Raw genomic sequence first — 19,156 nt, forward strand, 5'->3', positions numbered from 1 at the left:
TCCGGAGGTGCTCAGTCGTCGCCGTCGAGGGCGGCCATGACCTCGTCGGAGGCGTCGAAGTTCGCGTAGACGTTCTGGACGTCGTCGCTGTCCTCGAGCGCGTCGATCAGGCGTGTGATCTTGCGGGCACCCTCGACGTCGACCTCGACCTGCATCGAGGGGTGCCAGATGGAGTCCGCCGAGTCGTACTCGATGCCCGCCTCGACGATCGCGGTGCGCACGTCGACCAGGTCGGTCGCCTCGCTCAGCACCTCGATGTGCTCCCCGACGTCGGTCACCTCCTCGGCGCCAGCGTCCAGCGCGGCGAGCATCACGTCGTCCTCGGTGACGCCGTCCGTTTTCGGGACGACGACGAGTCCCTTGCGTGAAAAGAGGTACGACACCGACCCGGGGTCGGCGAGGTTGCCACCGTTGCGGGAGAAAGCGGTCCGGACCTCGGCCGCGGCACGGTTCTTGTTGTCGGTGAGGCACTCGACGAGCACGGCGATGCCGTTGTTCCCGTAGCCCTCGTACATGATCGTCTGGTAGTCGACGGCGTCGGCGCCCTCGCCGGAGCCGCGCTTGAGCGCGCGGTCGATGTTGTCGTTGGGGACCGACGACTTCTTCGCCTTCTGGACGGCGTCGAACAACGTCGGGTTGCCCGCCATGTCGCCGCCGCCGGTGCGCGCCGCGACCTCGATGTTCTTGATCAGCTTCGCGAAGAGCTTGCCCCGCTTGGCGTCGATCGCCGCCTTCTTGTGCTTGGTCGTGGCCCACTTCGAGTGACCTGACATGCCTCTACCTGACTCCCTGCGTCTCCGTTGGCTCTTTCACTGGCGTCGAACGGCGGCGGGGAACCTCCGCCGGTCGCCCGCGACCATGCTGACGAACAGCCTGTGCACGCGCGTGTCCCCCGTGATCTCCGGGTGGAACGCGGTGGCGAGCAGCGGCCCCTGCCGTGCCGCAACGATCCTACCGGCGGCCGCTACGGCACGGCCCTGGGTATCCACGGCCGGGATACGCGACAACACCTCGACGTCGCGCCCGGCCTCCTCGATCCAAGGAGCGCGGATGAATGCGGTGCGCATCGCAGCCCCGGCGGAGACGCCCACGACGTCGAGGTCGGTCTCGAACGAGTCGACCTGCCGGCCGAACGCGTTGCGCCGCACGACGACGTCCATCCCGCCGAGGGTCTGCTGGTCGGCCGTGCCGTCGAGGATCCGGTCCGCGAGCAGGATCATCCCGGCGCACGAGCCGTACACCGGAAGCCCTTCCTTGATCCGTGCCCGCAACGGGTCCCGCAGCTCGAAGATGCGCAGCAGCTTGTCGATGGTCGTCGACTCCCCGCCGGGGAGCACGAGCCCGTCGACGAGTGCCAGCTCGTCCGGTCGTCGCACGGTCACGGGGCGGGCGCCCACAGAGGCCAGGGCAGTCAGGTGCTCATCGACGTCGCCCTGCAGGGCCAGGACGCCGATGGTCGGAGTGTTCACAGCCATTCATCCTACGACCGGCCGACTCGTGCGGGCGGTGTGCGCCACCTCACAGCCCAGGGGCTTGAGCCCGTCGCGACGACAGGGTCTGGACTGCTCAGGCAAGCACCCAGCACCGATCGCGGCAGAAGAGGACGAAGCAGCGTGCGTTCCGACCATGAAGACCAGAAGGCCCTGGCCAGCGGGCCTCACCAGGCGTCAGTCCCACCCGGGGTGGAGTACCACCGGGTCCTGGCGGGAGAGAATCGTCGCATCGGTCGCGGCGTCCTTGCCATCGCACTTCTCATCGGCGGCATGTTCGCCTTCATCTCCGCCTTCTACTACCTCGGTAGCTGGGTCGACGGGCTCCTCTCGCCCGGCGGGCCGCACGACGACGGTCGGGTCCTCACCCCGGTGGCGCACACCGCCAGCCTGATCGCCACCGCGCTGCTCGTGCCGTGGAGCATGGTGATCCAGCACTGGCTCTACGGAGTGCGTGGCGCCTCGCTGACCTCGGTGGCCTCTCGCTTCCGCTTCGGCCTGTTCGGGAGAGCGCTGCTGGCCATCGGCCCCGCGCTGCTGATCGCCTTGGCGATCGCAGAGCACGTGACGCCCTACCGGACCACCGAGTGGCTGCAGAGCGACGTGATCTGGCTGCTCGTCGTGAGCCTCGCGCTGGTGCCGCTGCAGGCCGCGGGCGAGGAGTACGGCCTGCGCGGACTGGTCTTCCGCATCGCGGCGAGCTGGGAGCGCGGTCGGACGACGTCGCTGATCCTGGGCATCGGCGTGTCGTCCCTGATCTTCTCCGTGATCCACACCACGGGGAACCCGATGTGGAACGCGTTCTACGTCGTCTTCTCCGTGACCACGGCGTTCATCACCTGGCGCACCGGTGGGCTCGAGATCGCGATCGTGCTGCACGCCGTCGTGAACACGCTCACGTTCGTCTTCTGGATCGCGCTGAACGCCGACCTCGCCGAGCGGCTCGACCGTTCCGCTCCCCTGAGCCCCGGCCTGGTGATCTTGAACAGCCTCGTGTTCGTCGGCGCGGCGGTGGTGGTGTGGCTGCGCACCCGGCGCTCGGGGCCGGTGACCACGTGACCCGGCCGACGTCGCGCTGAGTGATCTCAGGCCGGAACGCCGGCCGCCCTCCGGGTAGACGCCGGAGGGCGACCGGCACGGGTTCACGCCGCGGCGAGCTCCAGGCCCGGGCCGAAGACCTCGTAGTGGAGCTGGTCGTCACGCACGCCTCGATCGGCGAGTGCTGTGCGTGCCGCCGCCATGAAGGGCAGCGGACCGCACAGGTACACCTCGGCGTCGGCCGGTACGTCGACGCCGTCCAGGCTGAGCCGTCCGGCCCGCAGCAAGGAGTCGGCGTCACGGGCGCCGAGGTCCTCGTACCAGCGCACGAGCTCGCCGTCGGCCAGGTCCCCGACGAGCTCGCGCAGCTCGCTGCGGTGGGCGTGCCGGGCCGGCGACCTGTCGGCGTGCAGGACCACGACTCGCCGGTCGGTCCCCGTGGCTCGCAGGTGGTGCAGGAACCCGATCATCGGCGTGACGCCGATACCCGCGGACATCAGCAAGAGCGGCGCCTCGCCGTCCACCAGCGTCAACTCTCCGAAGGGCAGGGAGACCTCGACGAGGTCGTCCTCGAAGAGGTTGGCGTGCAGGTGCCCCGACACCTCGCCGGCCGGCGCGATGCGGTCACCGTCGTGGGTGGCGGGAACGGCCTTGACGGAGATCGACCAGGTGCCCGGCGCACCGATCCCGGTGAGGCTGTACTGGCGGATCTGACGTGCGCCGTCAGGCAGGGTCACCGCAACGGACACGTACTGCCCGGCGCGCCCCGCCGGCAGCTCGTGCCCGTCGGCGTCCCCGAGCTCGAACGAGACGGTGTCCGGCGACTGCTGCGTGCGCCGTCGGACCCGGACCGTGCGCCAGACCTGGCCGGGATCGACGGCGGCCTCGGCGTACAGGCCCTGCTCGATCTCGATCAGGGCGTGCGCCATGTGCCAGTAGACCTCGCTCCACGCGGCCGCGACCTCGTCCGTCACCGCCTCGCCGAGCACCTCGGCGATCGCACCGAACAGGTGCTCGTGCACGATCGGGTACTGGTCGGCGGTGATGCCGAGCGAGGCGTGCTTGTGCGCGATCCGCGCCAGCACCTCGTCTGGCTCCGGGCCGTCGTCGTCCACGAGGAACGTCGCGTACGCGGCGATCGCCCCGGCGAGCGCGCGCTGCTGGTCACCGCGAGCCTGGTTGCCACGGTTGAACAGGTCCCGCTCGAGCTCGGGGTGCGCGGCGAACATCCGTCGGTAGAAGGCCGGGGTGATGTCGCCGATGGCACCTCCTATCACGGGCAGCGTGGCACGGACGACGTCGGCGGACCGGGACGAGAGCATGAGTTCTCCTGTCGTTCTTCTGCGGGTGCTGGCTGGACGCGATGCGCTCAGCGAGGTGGTCCCGACCCCAGGGTGAGGAGCAGGGACCGGGTCGGTGGGGCGGCAAGGTCCTGGATCGTCAGGGGGTCCAGGACCTCGAAGAAGGCCTCGCGGGCGCGGGCCAACGCACCGCGCAGGCGACACCCGCCACGCAAGGGGCAGGGCACCGCGCCGTCGCAGTCGACGACCTCACCGTCGCCCTCGAGCGCACGAGCCACGGCCCCCACGGAGATCAGGTCGGCCGCAGAGGTCAGCCGCACTCCCCCGCCGCGGCCTCGCCGCGCCTCGACGACGCCGAGCGCCGCAAGCCGCGTGACGACCTTCGCCGCGTGCGCCGCCGAGACGTGGAGCTCCTCGGCCAGCCCGCGGGTGGTGGCCGAGCTCTCGTCGTCGAGGACGGCAAGCCGCATGACGATGCGGAGTCCCAGGTCGGTGTACGCGGTGAGCTGCACACGGCAACGCTATCTAAAGTCGCATCCGATATGCGTCTTTAACGGGTGTGAAGGAGAGCACACCTGCGCAGCCGACGATCAGTCGTCGTCGTGCTCGGTGCCCAGGTGGCGCACCACGCCGTCCCACCCCGCGCGGAGGGCCTCGACGACGTCGGGCAACACCGTCGGGAAGATCTCGACCCGCTGGTCGCGCAGCTCAGCCACGCTCATCCAGCGCATCTCGTCGAGCACGTGACGCTCCTGAGCGGTCCAGCCGGCGTCCGTGGGCTCGTGGTCCGTGACGCGGGCGACGAAGAACACCTCGTCCTGGTGGCACGTCTCGGCGAAGAAGTGGAAGATCCCCGCGCGCGTCAGGACCGGGCCCTCCAGATCGTCCTCGGTCAGCCGCAGGCCGGCCTCCTCGCGCGCCTCGCGCACCGCCGCCGCGGCCTCGGACTCACCCGGTTCGATGCCGCCGCCGACGGTGAACCACCAGCTGCGCTCCGGCTGGTCGGCGTCGTGCCCGCGGACGAGGAGCGCGCGCCCCGCGGCGTCCAGGATGATGACACGAGCCGCACGGCGGTGCCGCCGTCCGTCGACACCGAGGACCCAGTCGGGTCCCAGCGAGGACGACGCGTTCGATCGGACCGGCATGGCGTCCAGCATAGGTGCCCAGCATCGCCAAGGTCGGGACCACCTGCAACAATCCGTGGTCGTGAACGACGTCGTGAGCACCGTTGTCCTGAGCACCGTGCGGGGGCTCGGGTGATCCACACCTTTCACCTCGCCGAGATGCCGGCCACCGTGACGGCACGCGCGCTGCTGCGCCCGCCGTCGGGCACGACCGCGCCCGGGCTCGACCACGCCGAGTGCCTGGCCCTCATGCGCCTGGGCGCGCCCGCCGTCTCCCTGGACCGGCTGCAGCTACGACGGATCGCGGTCTTCGCGCAGTGGCGCGACGCGGGTGCCGTGGACCGCTTCCTGTCCGACGACGTCCTCGGCCGCCACCTGGCGAGCGGCTGGCACGTGCGCCTGGAGTACCTGCGCCGCTGGTCCCGGCTGGCGGCCTTGCCCGGTCTGCCGGCCCGGGCGGGCGACTGGGACCAGGAGGAACCCGTGGTCGCGGTGACCGTCGCCCGGATGCGCCTGCTCGAGGTGCCGCGGTTCCTGCGGTGGGGCAGGCCCGTCGAACGCCAGGTGCGGGACCACCCCGCCACCACGCTCGCCCTGGCCGCGTTCCGACCGCCGAGCACGATCTCCACCTTCTCCGTGTGGCGTACCGTCCGCGAGATGGAGGAGATGGTGCACGGCCGCACCACCCTGCCCGGCGCGGAGCGGCACGCGGACGCCATGGTCGAACGCCGGCGTCGCGACTTCCACCACGAGTTCGCGACGTTCCGCTTCCGCCCGCTCTCGGAGCACGGCACGTGGGAAGGGCGCACGGGGATCGTCCCGCCGGGCTGACCCTGCTTCCCCGCGGATCCGCGGCCATGCCCCCCCGTCCGAGCTACGGAGACTGTCCACATCAGGGGGATTCGCGTCCCCACGGTCTTCCATAGGTTCTCCGGTAGCGGCGCCGACGCGTCGTGACACGCAGAGAGCTGGAGGGCATGACGTTGAGGACGACACGACGCACAGCGAGCACCGGAATCCCCCGGAGGATCACGAAGGCGGTGGTCGCGGCGGCGCTCACCGTCGCGGCGGCGGCAGCCTGTGCCGCCGCTCCGGACGCGGACGCGGGGGGCGGGACCGCACCGTCGGTCGCCACCGAGACGGCCGACGCACCGTCCATCACCTGGGGCCCGTGCCCTGCGCCGGCCGAGGGCGCCGGTCGCGACCCCCGGCTCACCTGCGGCACCGTGACGGTCCCGCTGGACTACCAGGACCCGGATGGCGAGACGATCGAGGTGGCTGTCTCCAAGCTGCCGGCGACGACGTCCAGCGACCGCCGCGGCGCCCTGCTCCTGAACCCGGGCGGCCCGGCGTTGCCCGGCCTGGACACCCCGGGCGTCGTCGCGCCGACCCTGCCGTCGTCGGTCCTGGAGGCCTACGACCTGATCGGCTTCGACCCCCGCGGGGTCGGGCACAGCACCCCGCAGAGCTGCGGCCTCGACGACCCGTCCCTCGCCGGCCTCTTCCCCTACCCGGCCGCGGACGGCTCGATCGACGCGAACGTCGACCACGCCCGCGCCGTCGCCGAACGGTGCGCGACGAACGCCGGGGAGCAGCTCCGGTACTTCACCACCGCCAACACGGCCCGCGACATGGACCGCATCCGCGCGGCCCTCGGCGAGGAGAAGATCTCCTACTGGGGCCAGTCCTACGGCACGTACCTCGGCACCGTCTACCAGTCGCTGTTCCCGGACCGCGCCGACAAGATGGTCCTCGAGGGCAACGTCGACCCCACGAAGGTCTGGGCGCACGCGAAGGACAACTGGGGCAAGGCCATGTCGGAACGCTTTCCCGACGCGGCACGGGTCGCCGCGGCGCAGCACGCCACGCTCGGACTGGGCGGCACGGTCGACGAGGTGACCGAGAACTACCTCGCGCTCGCCGACCACCTCGATCGGAGCCCGGCACCGGTCCCCGACACCCCGCTGGTCCTGACGGGCCCGATGCTGCGCACGGTCACCTACAGCCTCCTGCTGCACGACGAGAACCTCCCGGTGCTCGTGCAGTTCTGGAAGGCCGCCGCCGGGCTGGCGGACGGCACGCTCACCGAGGCGGACGGTCAGCTGCTGCAGCAGGTGTTCAGCGCGCCGCCGCCGACCCCGGGCGTGCCGGCCGACAACCAGGCCACCATGTTCCTGGCGCTGACCTGTGGCGACGCGCAGTGGTCGGACGACGTCGACGAGTACGCCCGCCGCACCTCCGAGGACCGGGCGGCCTGGCCGCTCACCGCGGGCATGCCCGCCAACGTCTGGGCATGCGCGTTCTGGCCGGAGCCGATCGAGGAGCCCGTCCGCGTCACCGACGAAGGACCGCGCAACACGCTGATCCTGCAGAACCGCCGGGACAACGCCACACCGTGGGAGGACGGTCGCGGGCTGTCCGTGGCCCTCGGCGAGCGAGCGGCCTTCGTCGGCGCGGACCACGGCGGGCACTACGTCTACGGCCAGGGCTCCACGTGCGTGGACGAGGCGACGGTGGCGTTCCTGACCACCGGCAGGCTGCCGGAGGAGGAGATCTACTGCACGGACGTCGACCCGTCGCAGTCACCGCAGCCAGGTAACTGACGACCGTGCCATCGCGGCCGGTGGCGAGCAGGTGTTGCGGGCACTCTGCCCGACCTGCTCGCTACCAGCCGCGCTCGGCGAGCCGGACGGGCTCGGGCTCGTCCTCGACGTTGATGCCGACCATGGCCTCGCCCAGCCCGCGAGACACCTTGGCGATCACGTCCGGGTCGTCGTGGAACGTGGTGGCCTGCACGATCGCCTTGGCACGCGCGGCCGGGTCGCCCGACTTGAAGATGCCGGAGCCGACGAAGACGCCCTCGGCTCCGAGCTGCATCATCATCGCGGCGTCGGCCGGCGTGGCGATACCGCCCGCGGTGAAGAGCACGACAGGGAGCTTGCCCGTACGGGCGACCTCGGCCACGAGCTCGTACGGCGCCTGCAGCTCCTTGGCCGCGACGAACAGCTCGTCCTCGGGCAGCGAGGCGAGGCGCCGGAGCTGCTGACGGATCTGGCGCATGTGCGTGGTGGCGTTCGAGACGTCGCCGGTGCCGGCCTCACCCTTGGAACGGATCATCGCCGCGCCCTCGGTGATGCGGCGCAACGCCTCGCCGAGGTTCGTCGCACCGCAGACGAAGGGGACGGTGAACTTCCACTTGTCGATGTGGTGGGTGTAGTCGGCCGGTGACAGCACCTCGGACTCGTCGACGTAGTCCACACCGAGGGACTGCAGGACCTGCGCCTCGACGAAGTGTCCGATGCGGGCCTTCGCCATGACGGGGACCGACACCGCGTCCACGATGCCCTCGATCATGTCCGGGTCGCTCATCCGGGCGAGCCCGCCCTGGGCGCGGATGTCGGCCGGCACCCGCTCGAGCGCCATGACCGCGACCGCTCCGGCGTCCTCGGCGACCTTGGCCTGCTCCGGGGTGACGACGTCCATGATGACGCCGCCCTTGAGCATCTCGGCCATGCCTCGCTTGACGCGGGCGGTGCCCACCTCGCCGACGCCCGTCGTGCCGGCCGGGGTTCCGGTGGTCTCGGTCAACGCAACCTCACAGTGTTCTTGCGAGCACGCCCCTGGCGCGGTGCCGGGCATGCCGACGTGGTCCACGCCGTGCCACCCATCCTACGGGCGTGTCAGGAGAGGTCGATCCCGTCCGGCATCTGGTCGTCGAGCTCCACGGTCTGCGGCAACGGTGCCCGCCCGGCCAGCCGCAGCCACCGCACGCGACGCGGTCTGCGCGCCCGCTGCGCCTGGGCCACGGCCTCGTTGTGGAAGCGCCGGGCGAGCTGGGCGCGGTACCACGCCGCCCCGAGGTCGCCCACCAGCTCGGCGCCCGGCTCGGAGTCCCGCAGGCCCGCGACCGTCTCGGAGTCGTCGAGCACCGAGCGCAGCGTCACGGACAGCTCGGACTCGGCTCCCTCGCGATCGGCGGGCAGGCCCGTCAGGGCGAACGCCTCGGACGACGACGGCTCGCCCGCCGCGGTGGGGGCCGACCGTTCGGACGTCTCGGTCACCGCGAAGGCTGCGTCAGCGACGAGCACCGAGCTCGCCGGGTCCAGCAGGCCGGACGACGCCAGGTCCAGGGACGTGCGTACGCGACGGTCGAGCTGCGCCTGCAGGGCGAGGCGTGAGGCCACGACCTTGTGGTGCAGACGGTCCAGGCGCGAGGCGGAGACCCAGACGAACCACAGCGCCAGGCCGACGACGACCACGGCCAGCAGGGCTACCTCGGACCAGCTCATCGCTCACCCGCCACGTCCGCGCGGGGCCGCCGGCCCAGCAGCCAGGACGACCGCCCGGCCAGGAGGTCCTGGCGCACCGTCCCGTCGCCGAGCGCCTCGGTGGCGGCGACGGCCATCTCGTAGACGGCCAGCACCTGGTCGGTGACCGTCGTCCAGTCGAAGCGGCGGACGAACGTCGTGGCGCGCTCCCGGCGCGCCCGGGTGTCCGCACGGTCGGCCAGCGCCCCGACGACCGCCTCCGCGAGGGCGCCCGCGTCACCCGTGCGGAACAACCGGCCCGCGGTGCCGTCGTCGAGCACCCGGCGGAACGCCCCGAGGTCGCTGGCCACGACGCCGGTGCCCGCGCTCATCGCCTCGACCAGGACGATCCCGAAGCTCTCGCCGCCGGTCTGCGGAGCGACGTACAGGTCGGCGGACCGCAGCAGCGCCGCCTTGTCCGCGTCGCTGACACCGCCGAGCCACTCGAAGGCCGCTCCGTGCTCGCCGAGCACGGCCTGCGCCGCCGCCCTCCCGGCGTCCCCCTTGCCCGCGACGAGGAAGCGAGTCCCGGGTTCTCGGGCGAGGATCGCCGGCGCGGCCTCCGCGAGCACCTGCAGGCCCTTGCGAGGCTCGTCGAGGCGGCCCAGGAACGCCACGGTGGGCGCCTCCGGGGTCCCCCGCCACCGCTGCGCGTCGGGCGCGTCGGCGAAGCGGTCGACGTACACGCCGTTGGGGATGACGACGGCGTCCCCGCCCAGGTGCTCGACCAGCGTGCGCCGCGCGTCCTCCGACACCGCGATGCGGGCCGAGATCTTCTCCAGGGACTGGCGCAGCAGGGGGTGCGCCACCTGCAGCGCCCGCGAGCGCACCTGCGAGGTGTGGAACGTCGCCACGACGGGTCCTTCGGCGACCCAGAGCGCGAGCATCGACAGGGACGGCGTCATCGGTTCGTGCAGGTGCAGCACGTCGAACCGGCCGGCGTCGATCCAGCGGCGGACCCGGGCCGCGGCGCGCGGACCGAACGCCAGCCGCGCGACGGAGCCGTTGTAACGGACCGGGACCGCACGCCCCGCCGGGGTGACGACGTCGGGCACCTCGGTGTCGTCGTCGGCCGGGGCCAGGACGGAGACCTCGTGACCCGCGTCGCGCAACGCCTCGGCGAGGTCGCGCACGTGGAACTGCACCCCGCCCGGGGCGTCGAACGAGTAGGGGCACACGATGCCCACCCGCAACGGCCGCATCACGCCTCCCCCGCCAGGGCTCGCGTGCGGGCGTACCGCTGCGGGTCGAGATCCTCGACGAACACCTTCTGCAGCATGTGCCAGTCAGCCGTGTGCTCGCCGATGAACCCGCCGAGCACGTCGACCCAGGCCTGGGTGAGCTGCTGGACCTGCTCACGCCGGTTCCCGGCGTCGGGCGGCCCGACGGGGGCGTGGAAGCGGATGACGATGCCCCACGCGGTCCCCGCACGACGGCGGCGCTCGCCGTCCAGCCGCTCGTGCCGGATGCCGACGGGGATCAACGGCACACGGGCGGCCACCGCGAGGGCGGCAGGCCCGGCGGCGACCCGTGCCCGGTGGCCGCACAGGTCGACCTCGATCCCGCGGGCGGTGAGGTCGCGGTCCGCCAGGAGCGGCACGAGCCGGGGACCGTCCTCGGCGCCGCGCACCAGGTCGCGGAAGACGCCGTCGTCCCCGAGGGGCAGCACGTCGATGCCGATGGAGCTCCGGAACCTCACGAACTCGTCGAACAACGCCTCCGGCCGTAGCCGTTCCGCCACCGTCAGCACGGGTGCGACGTTCAGCGACGCCCAGGCACCGGCGAGGTCCCAGTTGCCCAGGTGCCCCAGCGCCAGCGAGACCGCTCCGCCCTGCTCCACCGGCTCGAGGTTCTCGTACCCCTCGACCCGGACCCGGGCGTCGAGCTGTTCGCGCGTGGCACCCTGCAGGGTGAAGGCCTCGCGGAAGTACCGCAGGTACCGCCGCATGCCCGCCCGGGACAGTCGCCGGACGGCCCGGACGTCGAGGTCCGGGCGTACCTTCGCGTAGTTGGCCTCCATGCGGCGCACGCCCGCGCCGCGGCGCAACCAGGCGGCATCGGCGGCCAGGTCGAACACGGCACGGAGTAGCGTCTCGGGCACCTTCGGGGCGTGGCGCCAGGCGAACGTGTAGGCGGCAGTGAGGTCCATCACGCCTCCTCGGTGGTGGGCAGGAGCTGGTTCCGGACCGTCAGGACACGTTGGGCGACCGTCACCAGGCTGGCGAGCGCGAGCAGCCCGAGCACGACCACCAGGACGGCGACCGGCAGACCCAGCTGGACGAACGCGGTGGGCACCAGTGCCACGACGAGCCGGTCGGAGCGCTCGGCGATGCCGACGGCCGCCGTCGCACCGACCGACTCGGCGCGAGCGCGGGCGTAGGGGACGACCGACCCGAGCACCAGGCAGGCCAGGGCCACGATGGTCCCCGCCGTGCCCCACGGCTCGTCGGCGTGCAGCACGAACCACAGCGTGATGCCGGCGAACACCGCGCCGTCGGAGACCCTGTCGAGCGTCGAGTCGAGGAACGCGCCCCAGGGACCGCTGCGACCGCTCGCCCGCGCCATGACGCCGTCGAGCGAGTCGGTCAGGACGAAGAGACCGATCAGGAGCGCGCCGAGCGTGAGGTGGCCCGCGGGCAACAAGGTCAGCGCGAGGACGGTGACGATCACGGTGCCGGTGACCGTCACAGCGTCCGGAGAGACCCCGCGACGGATCAGCAGGTTCGCCAGGGGGGTGAACAGGCGCTGCATCGTGGCCCGCAGGCGGCCGAACATGGGAGCTCCTCGTCTCGTCGTGCGTGCCGGCAGGCCGGCGTCGCCAGGCTAGCGCCCGGCGCCGGTCAGCGGGCGGGCCACGCCGCAGCGAGCCGCGCGCGGGTGTCCGCGAGCAGCTCGGGCAGCGCCTTCGTCCGCCCGACGACGGGCAGGAAGTTCGCGTCGCCCTGCCAGCGCGGGACGACGTGCTGGTGCAGGTGCGCGGCGATGCCGGCGCCGGCGGCCTCGCCCTGGTTCATCCCCAGGTTGAACCCGGCCGGCGCGTAGACCTCGCGCAGGACGCGCATCGCGGTCTTCGTCATGGCGGCGAGCTCCGACGTCTCGCCGTCCGTCAGGTCGGTGTAGTCCGAGACGTGCCGGTAGGGCAGGACCATCAGGTGGCCACCGTTGTACGGGTACAGGTTGAGCAGCGCGAAGCAGTCCGCCCCGCGGGCGACGACGAGGCCCTCCTCGTCCTCGCCCGCGGGGATCCGGCAGAACGGGCAGTGCTGCGGCGTGGAGTCAGCGGGCTTGTCCTGCCCGCCGATGTACACCATCCGGTGCGGCGTCCACAGCCGGGAGATGTCGTCCTCCGGCGGGCCGAACCGGTCCGCCGGGTCGAGCCGCGGCTCGCCCTCCTCGCCGGTCACGCTCAGACCTGCTCGCGGCTGCGGACCGCCGTCACGATCCGCTCGACGGCGTCGGCCACGGGCACGCCGTTCTCCTGCGTGCCGTCGCGGAAGCGGAACGAGACGGCGCCCGCCTCGGCGTCCTCGCCGCCCGCGATGAGCACGAACGGCACCTTCTCCTTGGCCGCGTTGCGGATCTTCTTGCCGAACCGGTCGTCGGACCGGTCGATCTCGGCACGGATCCCCTGGCGCGTGAGCTGGGCGACGACGTCCGACAGGTAGTCGTCGAACGCGTCCGCCACGGGCACGGCGAGCACCTGGACCGGTGCCAGCCAGGCCGGGAACGCGCCCGCGTAGTGCTCGACGAGGATGCCGAAGAACCGCTCGATCGACCCGAACAGCGCCCGGTGGATCATGACCGGCCGCTGCCGGGAGCCGTCCGACGCCGTGTACTCGAGCTCGAACAGCTCCGGCTCGAAGAAGTCGAGCTGGATCGTCGAGAGCTGCCAGGTCCGTCCGATGGCGTCCTTCGCCTGGACCGAGATCTTCGGGCCGTAGAACGCCGCGCCGCCCGGGTCGTCCACCAGGTCCAGCCCGGAGGCGGTGGCCACCTGCCGCAGCACCTCGGTGGCCTCGTCCCACGTGGCGTCGTCGCCGACCGACTTCTCGGGGTCGCGGGTCGACAGCTCGAGGTAGAAGTCGTTCAGGCCGTAGTCGCGCAGCAGCTCCAGGACGAACGTCAGCAACGAGCCGAGCTCGTCGCGCATCTGCTCGCGGGTGCAGTAGATGTGCGCGTCGTCCTGCGTGAAACCGCGGGCACGCGTCAGACCGTGCACGACGCCGGACTTCTCGTACCGGTACACGGTGCCGAACTCGAACAGCCGCAGCGGCAGCTCCCGGTAGGAGCGTCCCCGCGAGGAGAAGACGAGGTTGTGCATCGGGCAGTTCATCGGCTTCAGGTAGTAGTCCTGGCCGGGCTTGCGCACATTGCCCTCGTCGTCGAGCTCCGCGTCGAGCTGCATGGGCGGGTACATCCCGTCCGCGTACCAGTCCAGGTGGCGCGACGTCTCGAAGAGCTTGGCCTTGGTGATGTGCGGCGTCGCGACGAACGAGTAGCCCGACTCGATGTGCCGCTTGCGCGAGTACTCCTCCATCTCCATGCGGACCATGGCGCCCTTGGGGTGGAAGACGGGCAGGCCGGACCCGATCTCGTCGGGGAAGGAGAACAGGTCGAGCTCGCTGCCGAGGCGGCGGTGGTCGCGCCGCTCGGCCTCGGCGAGGCGCTCCAGGTGGGCCTTCAGGTCGTCCTTGGTCGGCCACGCGGTGCCGTAGACGCGCTGCAGCTGCGGATTCTTCTCGCTGCCGCGCCAGTAGGCCGCCGCCGAGCGCATGAGCTGCACGCCGTTGCCGATGAGCTTCGTCGAGGGCAGGTGCGGGCCCCGGCACAGGTCCGACCACACGACGGTCTCGCTCTCGCGGCCCGCCCCGCGGACGTTGTCGTAGATCGTCAGCTCGCCGGCGCCGACCTCCACGGAGGATCCGTCGTCGTCGGACGACGATCCCTTGAGGCCGATGAGCTCCAGCTTGTACGGCTCGGCGGCGAGCTCGGCGCGGGCCTCGTCCTCGGTGACGACCCGACGGCGGAACGTCTGGCCCTCCTTGATGATGCGGGTCATCGCCTTGTCGAGCTTCTTGAGGTCGTCGGGCGTGAACGGCTCCGCGACGTCGAAGTCGTAGTAGAAGCCGTCGGCGATGGGCGGGCCGATGCCCAGCTTCGCGTCGGGGTTCACCTGCTGCACGGCCTGGGCGAGCACGTGCGCGGCGCTGTGTCGCAGCACGGCGAGCCCGTCGGGCTCGGCGATCGTCACCGGCTCGACGACGGTGCCCGGCTCCAGCTCGCGCGACAGGTCCAGCAGCTCGCCGTCGACCCGCATCACGACGACGTCGCGGCGATCGGCGAAGAGCTCGGTGCCCGTCGTCGTCGACTCCACCGTCACCGTGGTCGTGGGCTCGGCGGGGTGCGGTACGGCGTCGGACACGGTGGTGCTCCTTGCGGTGGTCGATGGTGGCGCCGCCCGGTGGCGACGCCCCCCGATCGTACCGACACGGCGCTCCGTCGTCGCACCGCTCCGCCCGGTCCGGGACAATGGCACGGTGGTTCCGCACGACACACCCGCCGACGCCCGCGACGCCCCCGACCTGGCAGCGCTCGACGCGCACGTGATCAGGTGCCACGCGTGCCCCCGGCTCGTGGCCTGGCGCGAGCAGGTGGCGTCCCAGCGGCGTGCCGCGTTCCGGGACGAGACCTACTGGGCCCGGCCGGTCCCGGGGTTCGGCGACGAGCACGCCGCCGTCGCGGTGGTCGGCCTGGCGCCGGCCGCGCACGGCGCCAACCGCACCGGGCGCATGTTCACGGGCGACCCCAGCGGTGACTTCCTGTTCGCCGCCCTGCACCGCACCGGGTTCGCGAGCCAGCCCCGTGCGACCGGGCGCGACGACGGCATGCGGCTCACCGGGATGCGTCTGGTGGCGCCCGTGCGCTGCGCGCCACCCGACAACCGGCCCACGCCGGACGAGCGGCGCCGCTGCGCCCCGTACCTCGCCCGCGAGCTCGAGCTGCTCGCCCCGACCGTGCGCGTCGCCGTCGCGCTCGGCGCTGTCGGATGGAACGCGCTCCTGGCGACCCTCGGCGAGCAGGGCTGGGCGGTCCCCCGCCCGCGCCCGCGGTTCGCCCACGGTGCGCAGGTCACCCTCGCCCCGGCCGACGACGGCACGCCGGGGAGCTCGACACGCACCAGCCTGACGGTGCTCGGCTGCTACCACGTCTCGCCCCACAACACGTACACCGGCCGGCTGACTGAGCCCATGCTCGACGACGTGCTGCGCACCGCGCGGACCCTGGCGGGGCTCGACGCGGTACCGTCCTGACATGACGCCCCGGGACCTCGCGGTCGACCGCTCCGACCCGCCGCTGCAGGCTGACGAGGCCACGACGCTGCGCACCTTTCTCGACTACCACCGCGACACCCTGCGGTGGAAGACGGCGGGCCTCGACGCAGCGCAGCTGGCCACACCGCTCGCCCCCAGCGACATGACCCTGGGCGGCCTCCTCAAACACCTGGCCTACGTCGAGTCGAACTGGTTCTCCGCCGTCATGACCGGTGGTGACGAGCTCGACCCGTTCGACACGGTCGACTGGTCCGCCGACCGTGACTGGGACTGGCACAGCGCCGCCGACGACTCCCCCGCCGAGCTCCGCATCCTCTTCGACCGCGCCGTGGCCGCCTCGGACCAGGTCATCGACGGGGCGCTCGCGAGCGACGACGGACTCGACCTGCTCTCCGTGCGCACCGACGGACGCACCGGTGAGGCGTTCACGCTCCGCTGGGTCCTGGTGCACATGATCGAGGAGTACGCGCGGCACAACGGGCACGCCGACCTGCTGCGCGAGGCGGTCGACGGTCTCACCGGGGAGTGACACGCCCGCTCATGCGGCACGCGTCGGCTGCTTCGCGATGATCTGCTCCGAGACGAAGGCCACCACGACGGCGACGAGCACCACCGGTGCCATCGCGGCGGAGTGCGGTCCGAGCAGCAGGACGACCAGGACCGCGGAGGAGACAGGGAACGGCAGCACCGCCGCCGTCGCCGCCCCCATCCCGATCGCCATCGCCGGGACGGGACCGAGTCCCGGCAGGCCCGAGGCCAGCACGCCGGCCGCGGCGCCGAGCAGCACCGCGGGGAAGATCCCGCCGCCCCGCAGCGCACCGAGCGAGACCCCGTAGCCGATCGCCTTGAAGGCGAGCAGCGCGACCAGGGCCCCCGCCGACCACGCCGCCGGGTCCGCCGCGAGCGGCCCCAGCAGCCCCTGACCGGAGAGGGTGACCTCCTCGGGGGACCTGCCGGTCAGCAGCGCGTACGCTCCCGCACCCAGGCCGACGACCACCGCCGCACCGACCGCAGCCTGGAAAGGGCGGACGGTGGCACGCGCCTTGGTCCAGTGCCCCCACCGGTGCACCTGGCGGATGCCGAAGGCGATGACCACTGCCAGCGGCACCGCCCACAGCACGTCGGCGAGGTCGAGGCGCACCGGGGCGTCGAGGTCGGGCATCGCGAGCGACGGGATGCTCAGGCCGGTCCACGCACCCATACCCGTGAAGACGAGCGATCCGATGCCCGACGCGAGCAGGCAGGGCAGGACGACGCGGGCGAGCTTCGGCCCCGCCAGGCCGGCGGCCTCCAGGACGAAGACGGCCGCCACGAGCGGGCTGCCGAAGATGGCGGCGAGCGCGGCGGAGGCCCCGGCCGCCGTGATCAGCGCGCGGGCGGTCGGGTCGTCGAGCCTGGCCACCGGCCGCACGAAGATCAGGGCGAAGGCCGAACCGAGAGCCAGGAGCGGCGCCTCGGGTCCAAGGACCGCACCGAGCGGCAGGCCGCCGAGGGAGGCCAGCAGGATGCCCGGGACGTAGGAGGCCGGTACCGGCTCCAGGCCGAGCCCGTCGATCGGCACGTGCCCGCCGTGGCCGGGCAACGAGCGGATCGCGACACCGACCAGCACTCCGCCGAGCATCAACCAGGGCAAGGCCCACCACCACGGCACGCCGTCCAGGCCCACAGCGTCCGGCAGGACCTCCCAGACCGCGTGCTCGATCGCGTGCAGCAGGGCGAGGAACCCGAACGCCACCAACGAGACGGGCATCCCGATCGCCGCCGCGAGCAGGAGCAGACGCACATATCCGCGGGTCCGCACGGCCCGCTGCTCGCCGGAGACCGGGCCGTCGGGCTCGACGACGGGTCCGCGCTGCTCGGCGTCCGACACGTGGGGTCTCGGGTCAGCCGAGGATCTTGGCCTTGGCCGCGGCGAACTCCGCGTCCGTGAGCAGGCCCGCCGACCTCATCTCCCCGAGCTGCTGGAGCTGTGCCAGCGTGTCCGCGCCGGACGGAGCGGTTGGGGCCGGCTGCGCCTGCTGCTGCGCGAGCCGGGCCTGCTGCGCGTCGTAGGCCGCGGCACCGGCCTGCTGCTCCGCCTTCGCGCTCGCCCGGTTGTTCATCCCGCGGCTCACCGCGTTCGCCGTCCCGGCGACCACGGCGGTACGCGCCATGGTCCCGATCAGGCCGGGGCGTCCGATCCTCCTGGGCATCTGTCAGTCCTCCTCGGCGAGGGTGGCGGCCAGCTCCTCGATGGCCGCGGGCGGCACCGTGGTCATGTCGATCAGCGACCCGCCGGCGTCGCGCAGGGCCGAGGTGAGACCCGTGGCCCACGTGTGCTCGAAGACGAGCATCCCGACCGCTGCGCCGGGCGTCAGGTCGTCGGCGACCGCCGCGACGTCGTCCTCGGCGAGGAGCCCGCTCGGCTCCCCGACAAGGTCCGCCAGCTCGTCCGCGGCGTCCGCCGCCTCGAGCCACTCGACGGAACCGTCCTCGTTCTTGCGGATCGCCAGCATGTCCAGGACCTTGATCGTCCCGGCCTGGGAGAGCCGGACGAGCTCCGCGACGATCTCGCCCTTGAACTCGCTGTGCGGGAACTCCAGCAGGAGGAGCTCCACCGGTGCGGCGGCGTTCATGTCCTGCCTCTCGGTCGGCGAGTCGGGCGCGACGAACGTCCAGGTCACCCGTCACGATCATCGAACCGCACCGAGAGGACCGCAACAGGAGGCAGCACCGGGCACGCCCTCGCGAGGGTCGTGTGAGGTGACTGTGAAGGCGGCCGCGTCGGGCGGCGCGCCTCGGGCAACCGCTCGCAGAATGGCAGGGTGCGTACGACCGACACCCCGATCTTCGATGCTCTCGCCCGCGAGTTCGAGGCCCAGCGCCCTCTGGTCCACGTGGCTTCCGCGCTGGGTGCCGACCCGCTCGGCGATCCGCTCTCGCGCACCCACGCCACGGAGGTCTCATGGTCCGGACAGCGGCGGGGCACGCTCCCCCGGCGCGCGCGTTCCCGCGCGGAGGGCTCGCCCGCCTGAGCCCGGGCTGCGGTCGGATGCCTGGAATCTCCAGCCGCCCCGCGACGTTGAGAAGAAAAGCACAAAGTCCATGTCCCGGTGCGGGCCGTCGGCCCCCGGGACCCACCCGAGGGGGTCTTATGCCACGCATCCGAATGCCCAAGCGCATCGAGTTCGAGAACGACGCCGGCCAGACCGTCCGTTATGTCCGGCGCGGCGACGGCGGCTACGTCTCGCCGCAGGCCGTGGTCGCACCCGACGTCGTCGTCGGCCGCGGGACGTACGTCGAGAGCGGCGCACGCGTCGACGCCGGCGCCCGGCTCGGTGAGGTGACCTGGGTCGACCATGACGCGGTCGTCGGGCGCGACGCCCGGATCGGCAGCAGCGTGCACCTGGGTCCCGGCTCGTTCGTCGGCGCCGGGGCGCGCGTCGCCGACCATGTCCAGCTCGGGCGAGACGTCCGCGTCGAGGCGTCCGCGACCGTCGAGGCGGAGGCGTCGGTGCCGGACGGGGAGGTCGTCCGACACCGCTACGCCCAGGCCGCCTGACCGCGGCGCCGCCCTCACCTCGG

Annotated in this window: 22 protein-coding genes; 7 read left to right on the forward strand and 15 right to left on the reverse strand. The window is 72.4% G+C overall.

The genetic code is table 11. From position 1 onward, the window contains the following. Positions 1-11 precede the first annotated feature (11 nt). Positions 12-773, reverse strand: a complete 762-nt coding sequence (locus tag ACH5HR_RS01815) for a YebC/PmpR family DNA-binding transcriptional regulator (protein WP_402371693.1) — start codon at positions 771-773, stop codon at positions 12-14. 36 nt (positions 774-809) lie between these two features. Further along, positions 810-1,469 (reverse strand): pyridoxal 5'-phosphate synthase glutaminase subunit PdxT, encoded by a 660-nt coding sequence (gene pdxT / locus ACH5HR_RS01820; RefSeq protein WP_416475940.1) that lies wholly within the window; start codon positions 1,467-1,469, stop codon positions 810-812. A gap of 294 nt (positions 1,470-1,763) precedes the next feature. Between pdxT and ACH5HR_RS01825 the strand changes: the two genes are divergently transcribed. Beyond that, a complete protein-coding gene (locus tag ACH5HR_RS01825) occupies positions 1,764-2,549 on the forward strand; it encodes a CPBP family intramembrane glutamic endopeptidase (protein WP_416475941.1) in 786 nt (261 codons plus the stop codon). 83 nt (positions 2,550-2,632) lie between these two features. On the opposite strand, the gene ACH5HR_RS01830 is transcribed toward ACH5HR_RS01825, so the two are convergent. The 3 genes from ACH5HR_RS01830 to ACH5HR_RS01840 all read right to left on the reverse strand — a co-directional run bounded on the left by ACH5HR_RS01830 (position 2,633) and on the right by ACH5HR_RS01840 (position 4,974). Beyond that, entirely contained in the window at positions 2,633-3,850 is a 1,218-nt protein-coding gene (locus ACH5HR_RS01830) for a globin domain-containing protein (RefSeq protein ID WP_402371689.1), read from the reverse strand. Between the two features lie 47 nt (positions 3,851-3,897). Continuing rightward, positions 3,898-4,341 (reverse strand): RrF2 family transcriptional regulator, encoded by a 444-nt coding sequence (locus ACH5HR_RS01835; protein ID WP_416475943.1) that lies wholly within the window; start codon positions 4,339-4,341, stop codon positions 3,898-3,900. Positions 4,342-4,419: 78 nt separating this feature from the next. Then, positions 4,420-4,974 carry an NUDIX hydrolase gene (locus ACH5HR_RS01840; protein ID WP_416475945.1) on the reverse strand — a complete coding sequence of 185 codons (555 nt, stop codon included), beginning with the start codon at positions 4,972-4,974 and terminating at the stop codon, positions 4,420-4,422. Between the two features lie 111 nt (positions 4,975-5,085). On the opposite strand from ACH5HR_RS01840, the gene ACH5HR_RS01845 reads away from it, so the two are divergent. Further along, positions 5,086-5,784 carry a hypothetical protein gene (locus ACH5HR_RS01845; RefSeq protein ID WP_416475947.1) on the forward strand — a complete coding sequence of 233 codons (699 nt, stop codon included), beginning with the start codon at positions 5,086-5,088 and terminating at the stop codon, positions 5,782-5,784. Positions 5,785-5,930: 146 nt separating this feature from the next. Further along, the gene (locus tag ACH5HR_RS01850; protein WP_402371683.1) at positions 5,931-7,556 is read left to right on the forward strand and encodes an alpha/beta hydrolase; all 1,626 of its coding nucleotides are present in this window, start codon (positions 5,931-5,933) and stop codon (positions 7,554-7,556) included. A gap of 61 nt (positions 7,557-7,617) precedes the next feature. Here the strand turns inward: ACH5HR_RS01850 and pdxS are convergent, their stop codons facing one another. The 7 genes from pdxS to thrS form a co-directional block, all read right to left on the reverse strand. Further along, entirely contained in the window at positions 7,618-8,541 is a 924-nt protein-coding gene (pdxS, locus tag ACH5HR_RS01855; RefSeq protein ID WP_416475949.1) for a pyridoxal 5'-phosphate synthase lyase subunit PdxS, read from the reverse strand. 92 nt (positions 8,542-8,633) lie between these two features. After that, the gene (locus tag ACH5HR_RS01860) at positions 8,634-9,242 is read right to left on the reverse strand and encodes a hypothetical protein (protein ID WP_402371680.1); all 609 of its coding nucleotides are present in this window, start codon (positions 9,240-9,242) and stop codon (positions 8,634-8,636) included. Beyond that, positions 9,239-10,453 (reverse strand): glycosyltransferase family 4 protein, encoded by a 1,215-nt coding sequence (locus ACH5HR_RS01865; protein ID WP_402372082.1) that lies wholly within the window; start codon positions 10,451-10,453, stop codon positions 9,239-9,241. The genes ACH5HR_RS01860 and ACH5HR_RS01865 overlap by 4 nt, the downstream gene beginning before the upstream one ends. Before the next feature lie 8 nt (positions 10,454-10,461). Further along, entirely contained in the window at positions 10,462-11,409 is a 948-nt protein-coding gene (locus ACH5HR_RS01870) for a phosphatidylinositol mannoside acyltransferase (protein ID WP_416475950.1), read from the reverse strand. Then, positions 11,409-12,035, reverse strand: a complete 627-nt coding sequence (gene pgsA / locus ACH5HR_RS01875; RefSeq protein ID WP_416475952.1) for a phosphatidylinositol phosphate synthase — start codon at positions 12,033-12,035, stop codon at positions 11,409-11,411. The genes ACH5HR_RS01870 and pgsA overlap by 1 nt, the downstream gene beginning before the upstream one ends. A gap of 65 nt (positions 12,036-12,100) precedes the next feature. After that, positions 12,101-12,664, reverse strand: coding sequence for an HIT family protein (locus tag ACH5HR_RS01880; protein WP_416475954.1), 564 nt, complete (start codon positions 12,662-12,664; stop codon positions 12,101-12,103). Positions 12,665-12,666: 2 nt separating this feature from the next. Then, the gene (thrS, locus tag ACH5HR_RS01885; protein ID WP_416475956.1) at positions 12,667-14,682 is read right to left on the reverse strand and encodes a threonine--tRNA ligase; all 2,016 of its coding nucleotides are present in this window, start codon (positions 14,680-14,682) and stop codon (positions 12,667-12,669) included. Positions 14,683-14,797: 115 nt separating this feature from the next. On the opposite strand from thrS, the gene ACH5HR_RS01890 reads away from it, so the two are divergent. Together ACH5HR_RS01890 and ACH5HR_RS01895 are read left to right on the forward strand one after the other, a co-directional pair. Beyond that, the gene (locus ACH5HR_RS01890; RefSeq protein WP_416475957.1) at positions 14,798-15,571 is read left to right on the forward strand and encodes a uracil-DNA glycosylase; all 774 of its coding nucleotides are present in this window, start codon (positions 14,798-14,800) and stop codon (positions 15,569-15,571) included. Between the two features lies 1 nt (position 15,572). Next, positions 15,573-16,121 (forward strand): DinB family protein, encoded by a 549-nt coding sequence (locus ACH5HR_RS01895; protein ID WP_416475959.1) that lies wholly within the window; start codon positions 15,573-15,575, stop codon positions 16,119-16,121. A 9-nt stretch (positions 16,122-16,130) separates the two neighbouring features. Here ACH5HR_RS01895 and ACH5HR_RS01900 read toward each other — a convergent pair whose 3' ends face one another. Genes ACH5HR_RS01900 through ACH5HR_RS01910 form a run of 3 tightly spaced genes read right to left on the reverse strand, consistent with a single transcriptional unit; the run spans position 16,131 to position 18,255 of the window. Beyond that, positions 16,131-17,462: a chloride channel protein gene (locus ACH5HR_RS01900; RefSeq protein ID WP_402371668.1), complete on the reverse strand. Its 1,332-nt coding sequence runs from the start codon at positions 17,460-17,462 to the stop codon at positions 16,131-16,133. Positions 17,463-17,475: 13 nt separating this feature from the next. Then, a complete protein-coding gene (locus ACH5HR_RS01905; RefSeq protein ID WP_402371666.1) occupies positions 17,476-17,784 on the reverse strand; it encodes an SHOCT domain-containing protein in 309 nt (102 codons plus the stop codon). Between the two features lie 3 nt (positions 17,785-17,787). Then, positions 17,788-18,255 carry a DUF1269 domain-containing protein gene (locus ACH5HR_RS01910; protein WP_416475960.1) on the reverse strand — a complete coding sequence of 156 codons (468 nt, stop codon included), beginning with the start codon at positions 18,253-18,255 and terminating at the stop codon, positions 17,788-17,790. A 141-nt stretch (positions 18,256-18,396) separates the two neighbouring features. Here ACH5HR_RS01910 and ACH5HR_RS01915 point away from each other — a divergent pair, with 141 nt between their 5' ends. Both ACH5HR_RS01915 and ACH5HR_RS01920 read left to right on the forward strand, forming a co-directional pair. After that, positions 18,397-18,606, forward strand: coding sequence for a hypothetical protein (locus ACH5HR_RS01915; RefSeq protein WP_402371663.1), 210 nt, complete (start codon positions 18,397-18,399; stop codon positions 18,604-18,606). Between the two features lie 119 nt (positions 18,607-18,725). After that, positions 18,726-19,133, forward strand: a complete 408-nt coding sequence (locus ACH5HR_RS01920) for an LbetaH domain-containing protein (RefSeq protein WP_402371662.1) — start codon at positions 18,726-18,728, stop codon at positions 19,131-19,133. Positions 19,134-19,156: the final 23 nt, after the last annotated feature.

The sequence above is a fragment of the Isoptericola maris genome (assembly GCF_048065335.1).
Classification (GTDB): Bacteria; Actinomycetota; Actinomycetes; order Actinomycetales; family Cellulomonadaceae; genus Isoptericola; species Isoptericola rhizosphaerae.

What these genes read in the sequence shown, in the direction of transcription:
- ACH5HR_RS01815 (WP_402371693.1), bottom strand. Translation starts at nt 773, where the DNA reads ATGTCAGGTCACTCGAAGTGGGCCACGACCAAGCACAAGAAGGCGGCG.
- ACH5HR_RS01825 (WP_416475941.1), top strand. Translation starts at nt 1,764, where the DNA reads ATGTTCGCCTTCATCTCCGCCTTCTACTACCTCGGTAGCTGGGTCGAC.
- ACH5HR_RS01830 (WP_402371689.1), bottom strand. Translation starts at nt 3,850, where the DNA reads ATGCTCTCGTCCCGGTCCGCCGACGTCGTCCGTGCCACGCTGCCCGTG.
- ACH5HR_RS01840 (WP_416475945.1), bottom strand. Translation starts at nt 4,974, where the DNA reads ATGCCGGTCCGATCGAACGCGTCGTCCTCGCTGGGACCCGACTGGGTC.
- ACH5HR_RS01850 (WP_402371683.1), top strand. Translation starts at nt 5,931, where the DNA reads ATGACGTTGAGGACGACACGACGCACAGCGAGCACCGGAATCCCCCGG.
- ACH5HR_RS01860 (WP_402371680.1), bottom strand. Translation starts at nt 9,242, where the DNA reads ATGAGCTGGTCCGAGGTAGCCCTGCTGGCCGTGGTCGTCGTCGGCCTG.
- ACH5HR_RS01870 (WP_416475950.1), bottom strand. Translation starts at nt 11,409, where the DNA reads ATGGACCTCACTGCCGCCTACACGTTCGCCTGGCGCCACGCCCCGAAG.
- pgsA (WP_416475952.1), bottom strand. Translation starts at nt 12,035, where the DNA reads ATGTTCGGCCGCCTGCGGGCCACGATGCAGCGCCTGTTCACCCCCCTG.
- ACH5HR_RS01895 (WP_416475959.1), top strand. Translation starts at nt 15,573, where the DNA reads ATGACGCCCCGGGACCTCGCGGTCGACCGCTCCGACCCGCCGCTGCAG.
- ACH5HR_RS01905 (WP_402371666.1), bottom strand. Translation starts at nt 17,784, where the DNA reads ATGCCCAGGAGGATCGGACGCCCCGGCCTGATCGGGACCATGGCGCGT.
- ACH5HR_RS01920 (WP_402371662.1), top strand. Translation starts at nt 18,726, where the DNA reads ATGCCACGCATCCGAATGCCCAAGCGCATCGAGTTCGAGAACGACGCC.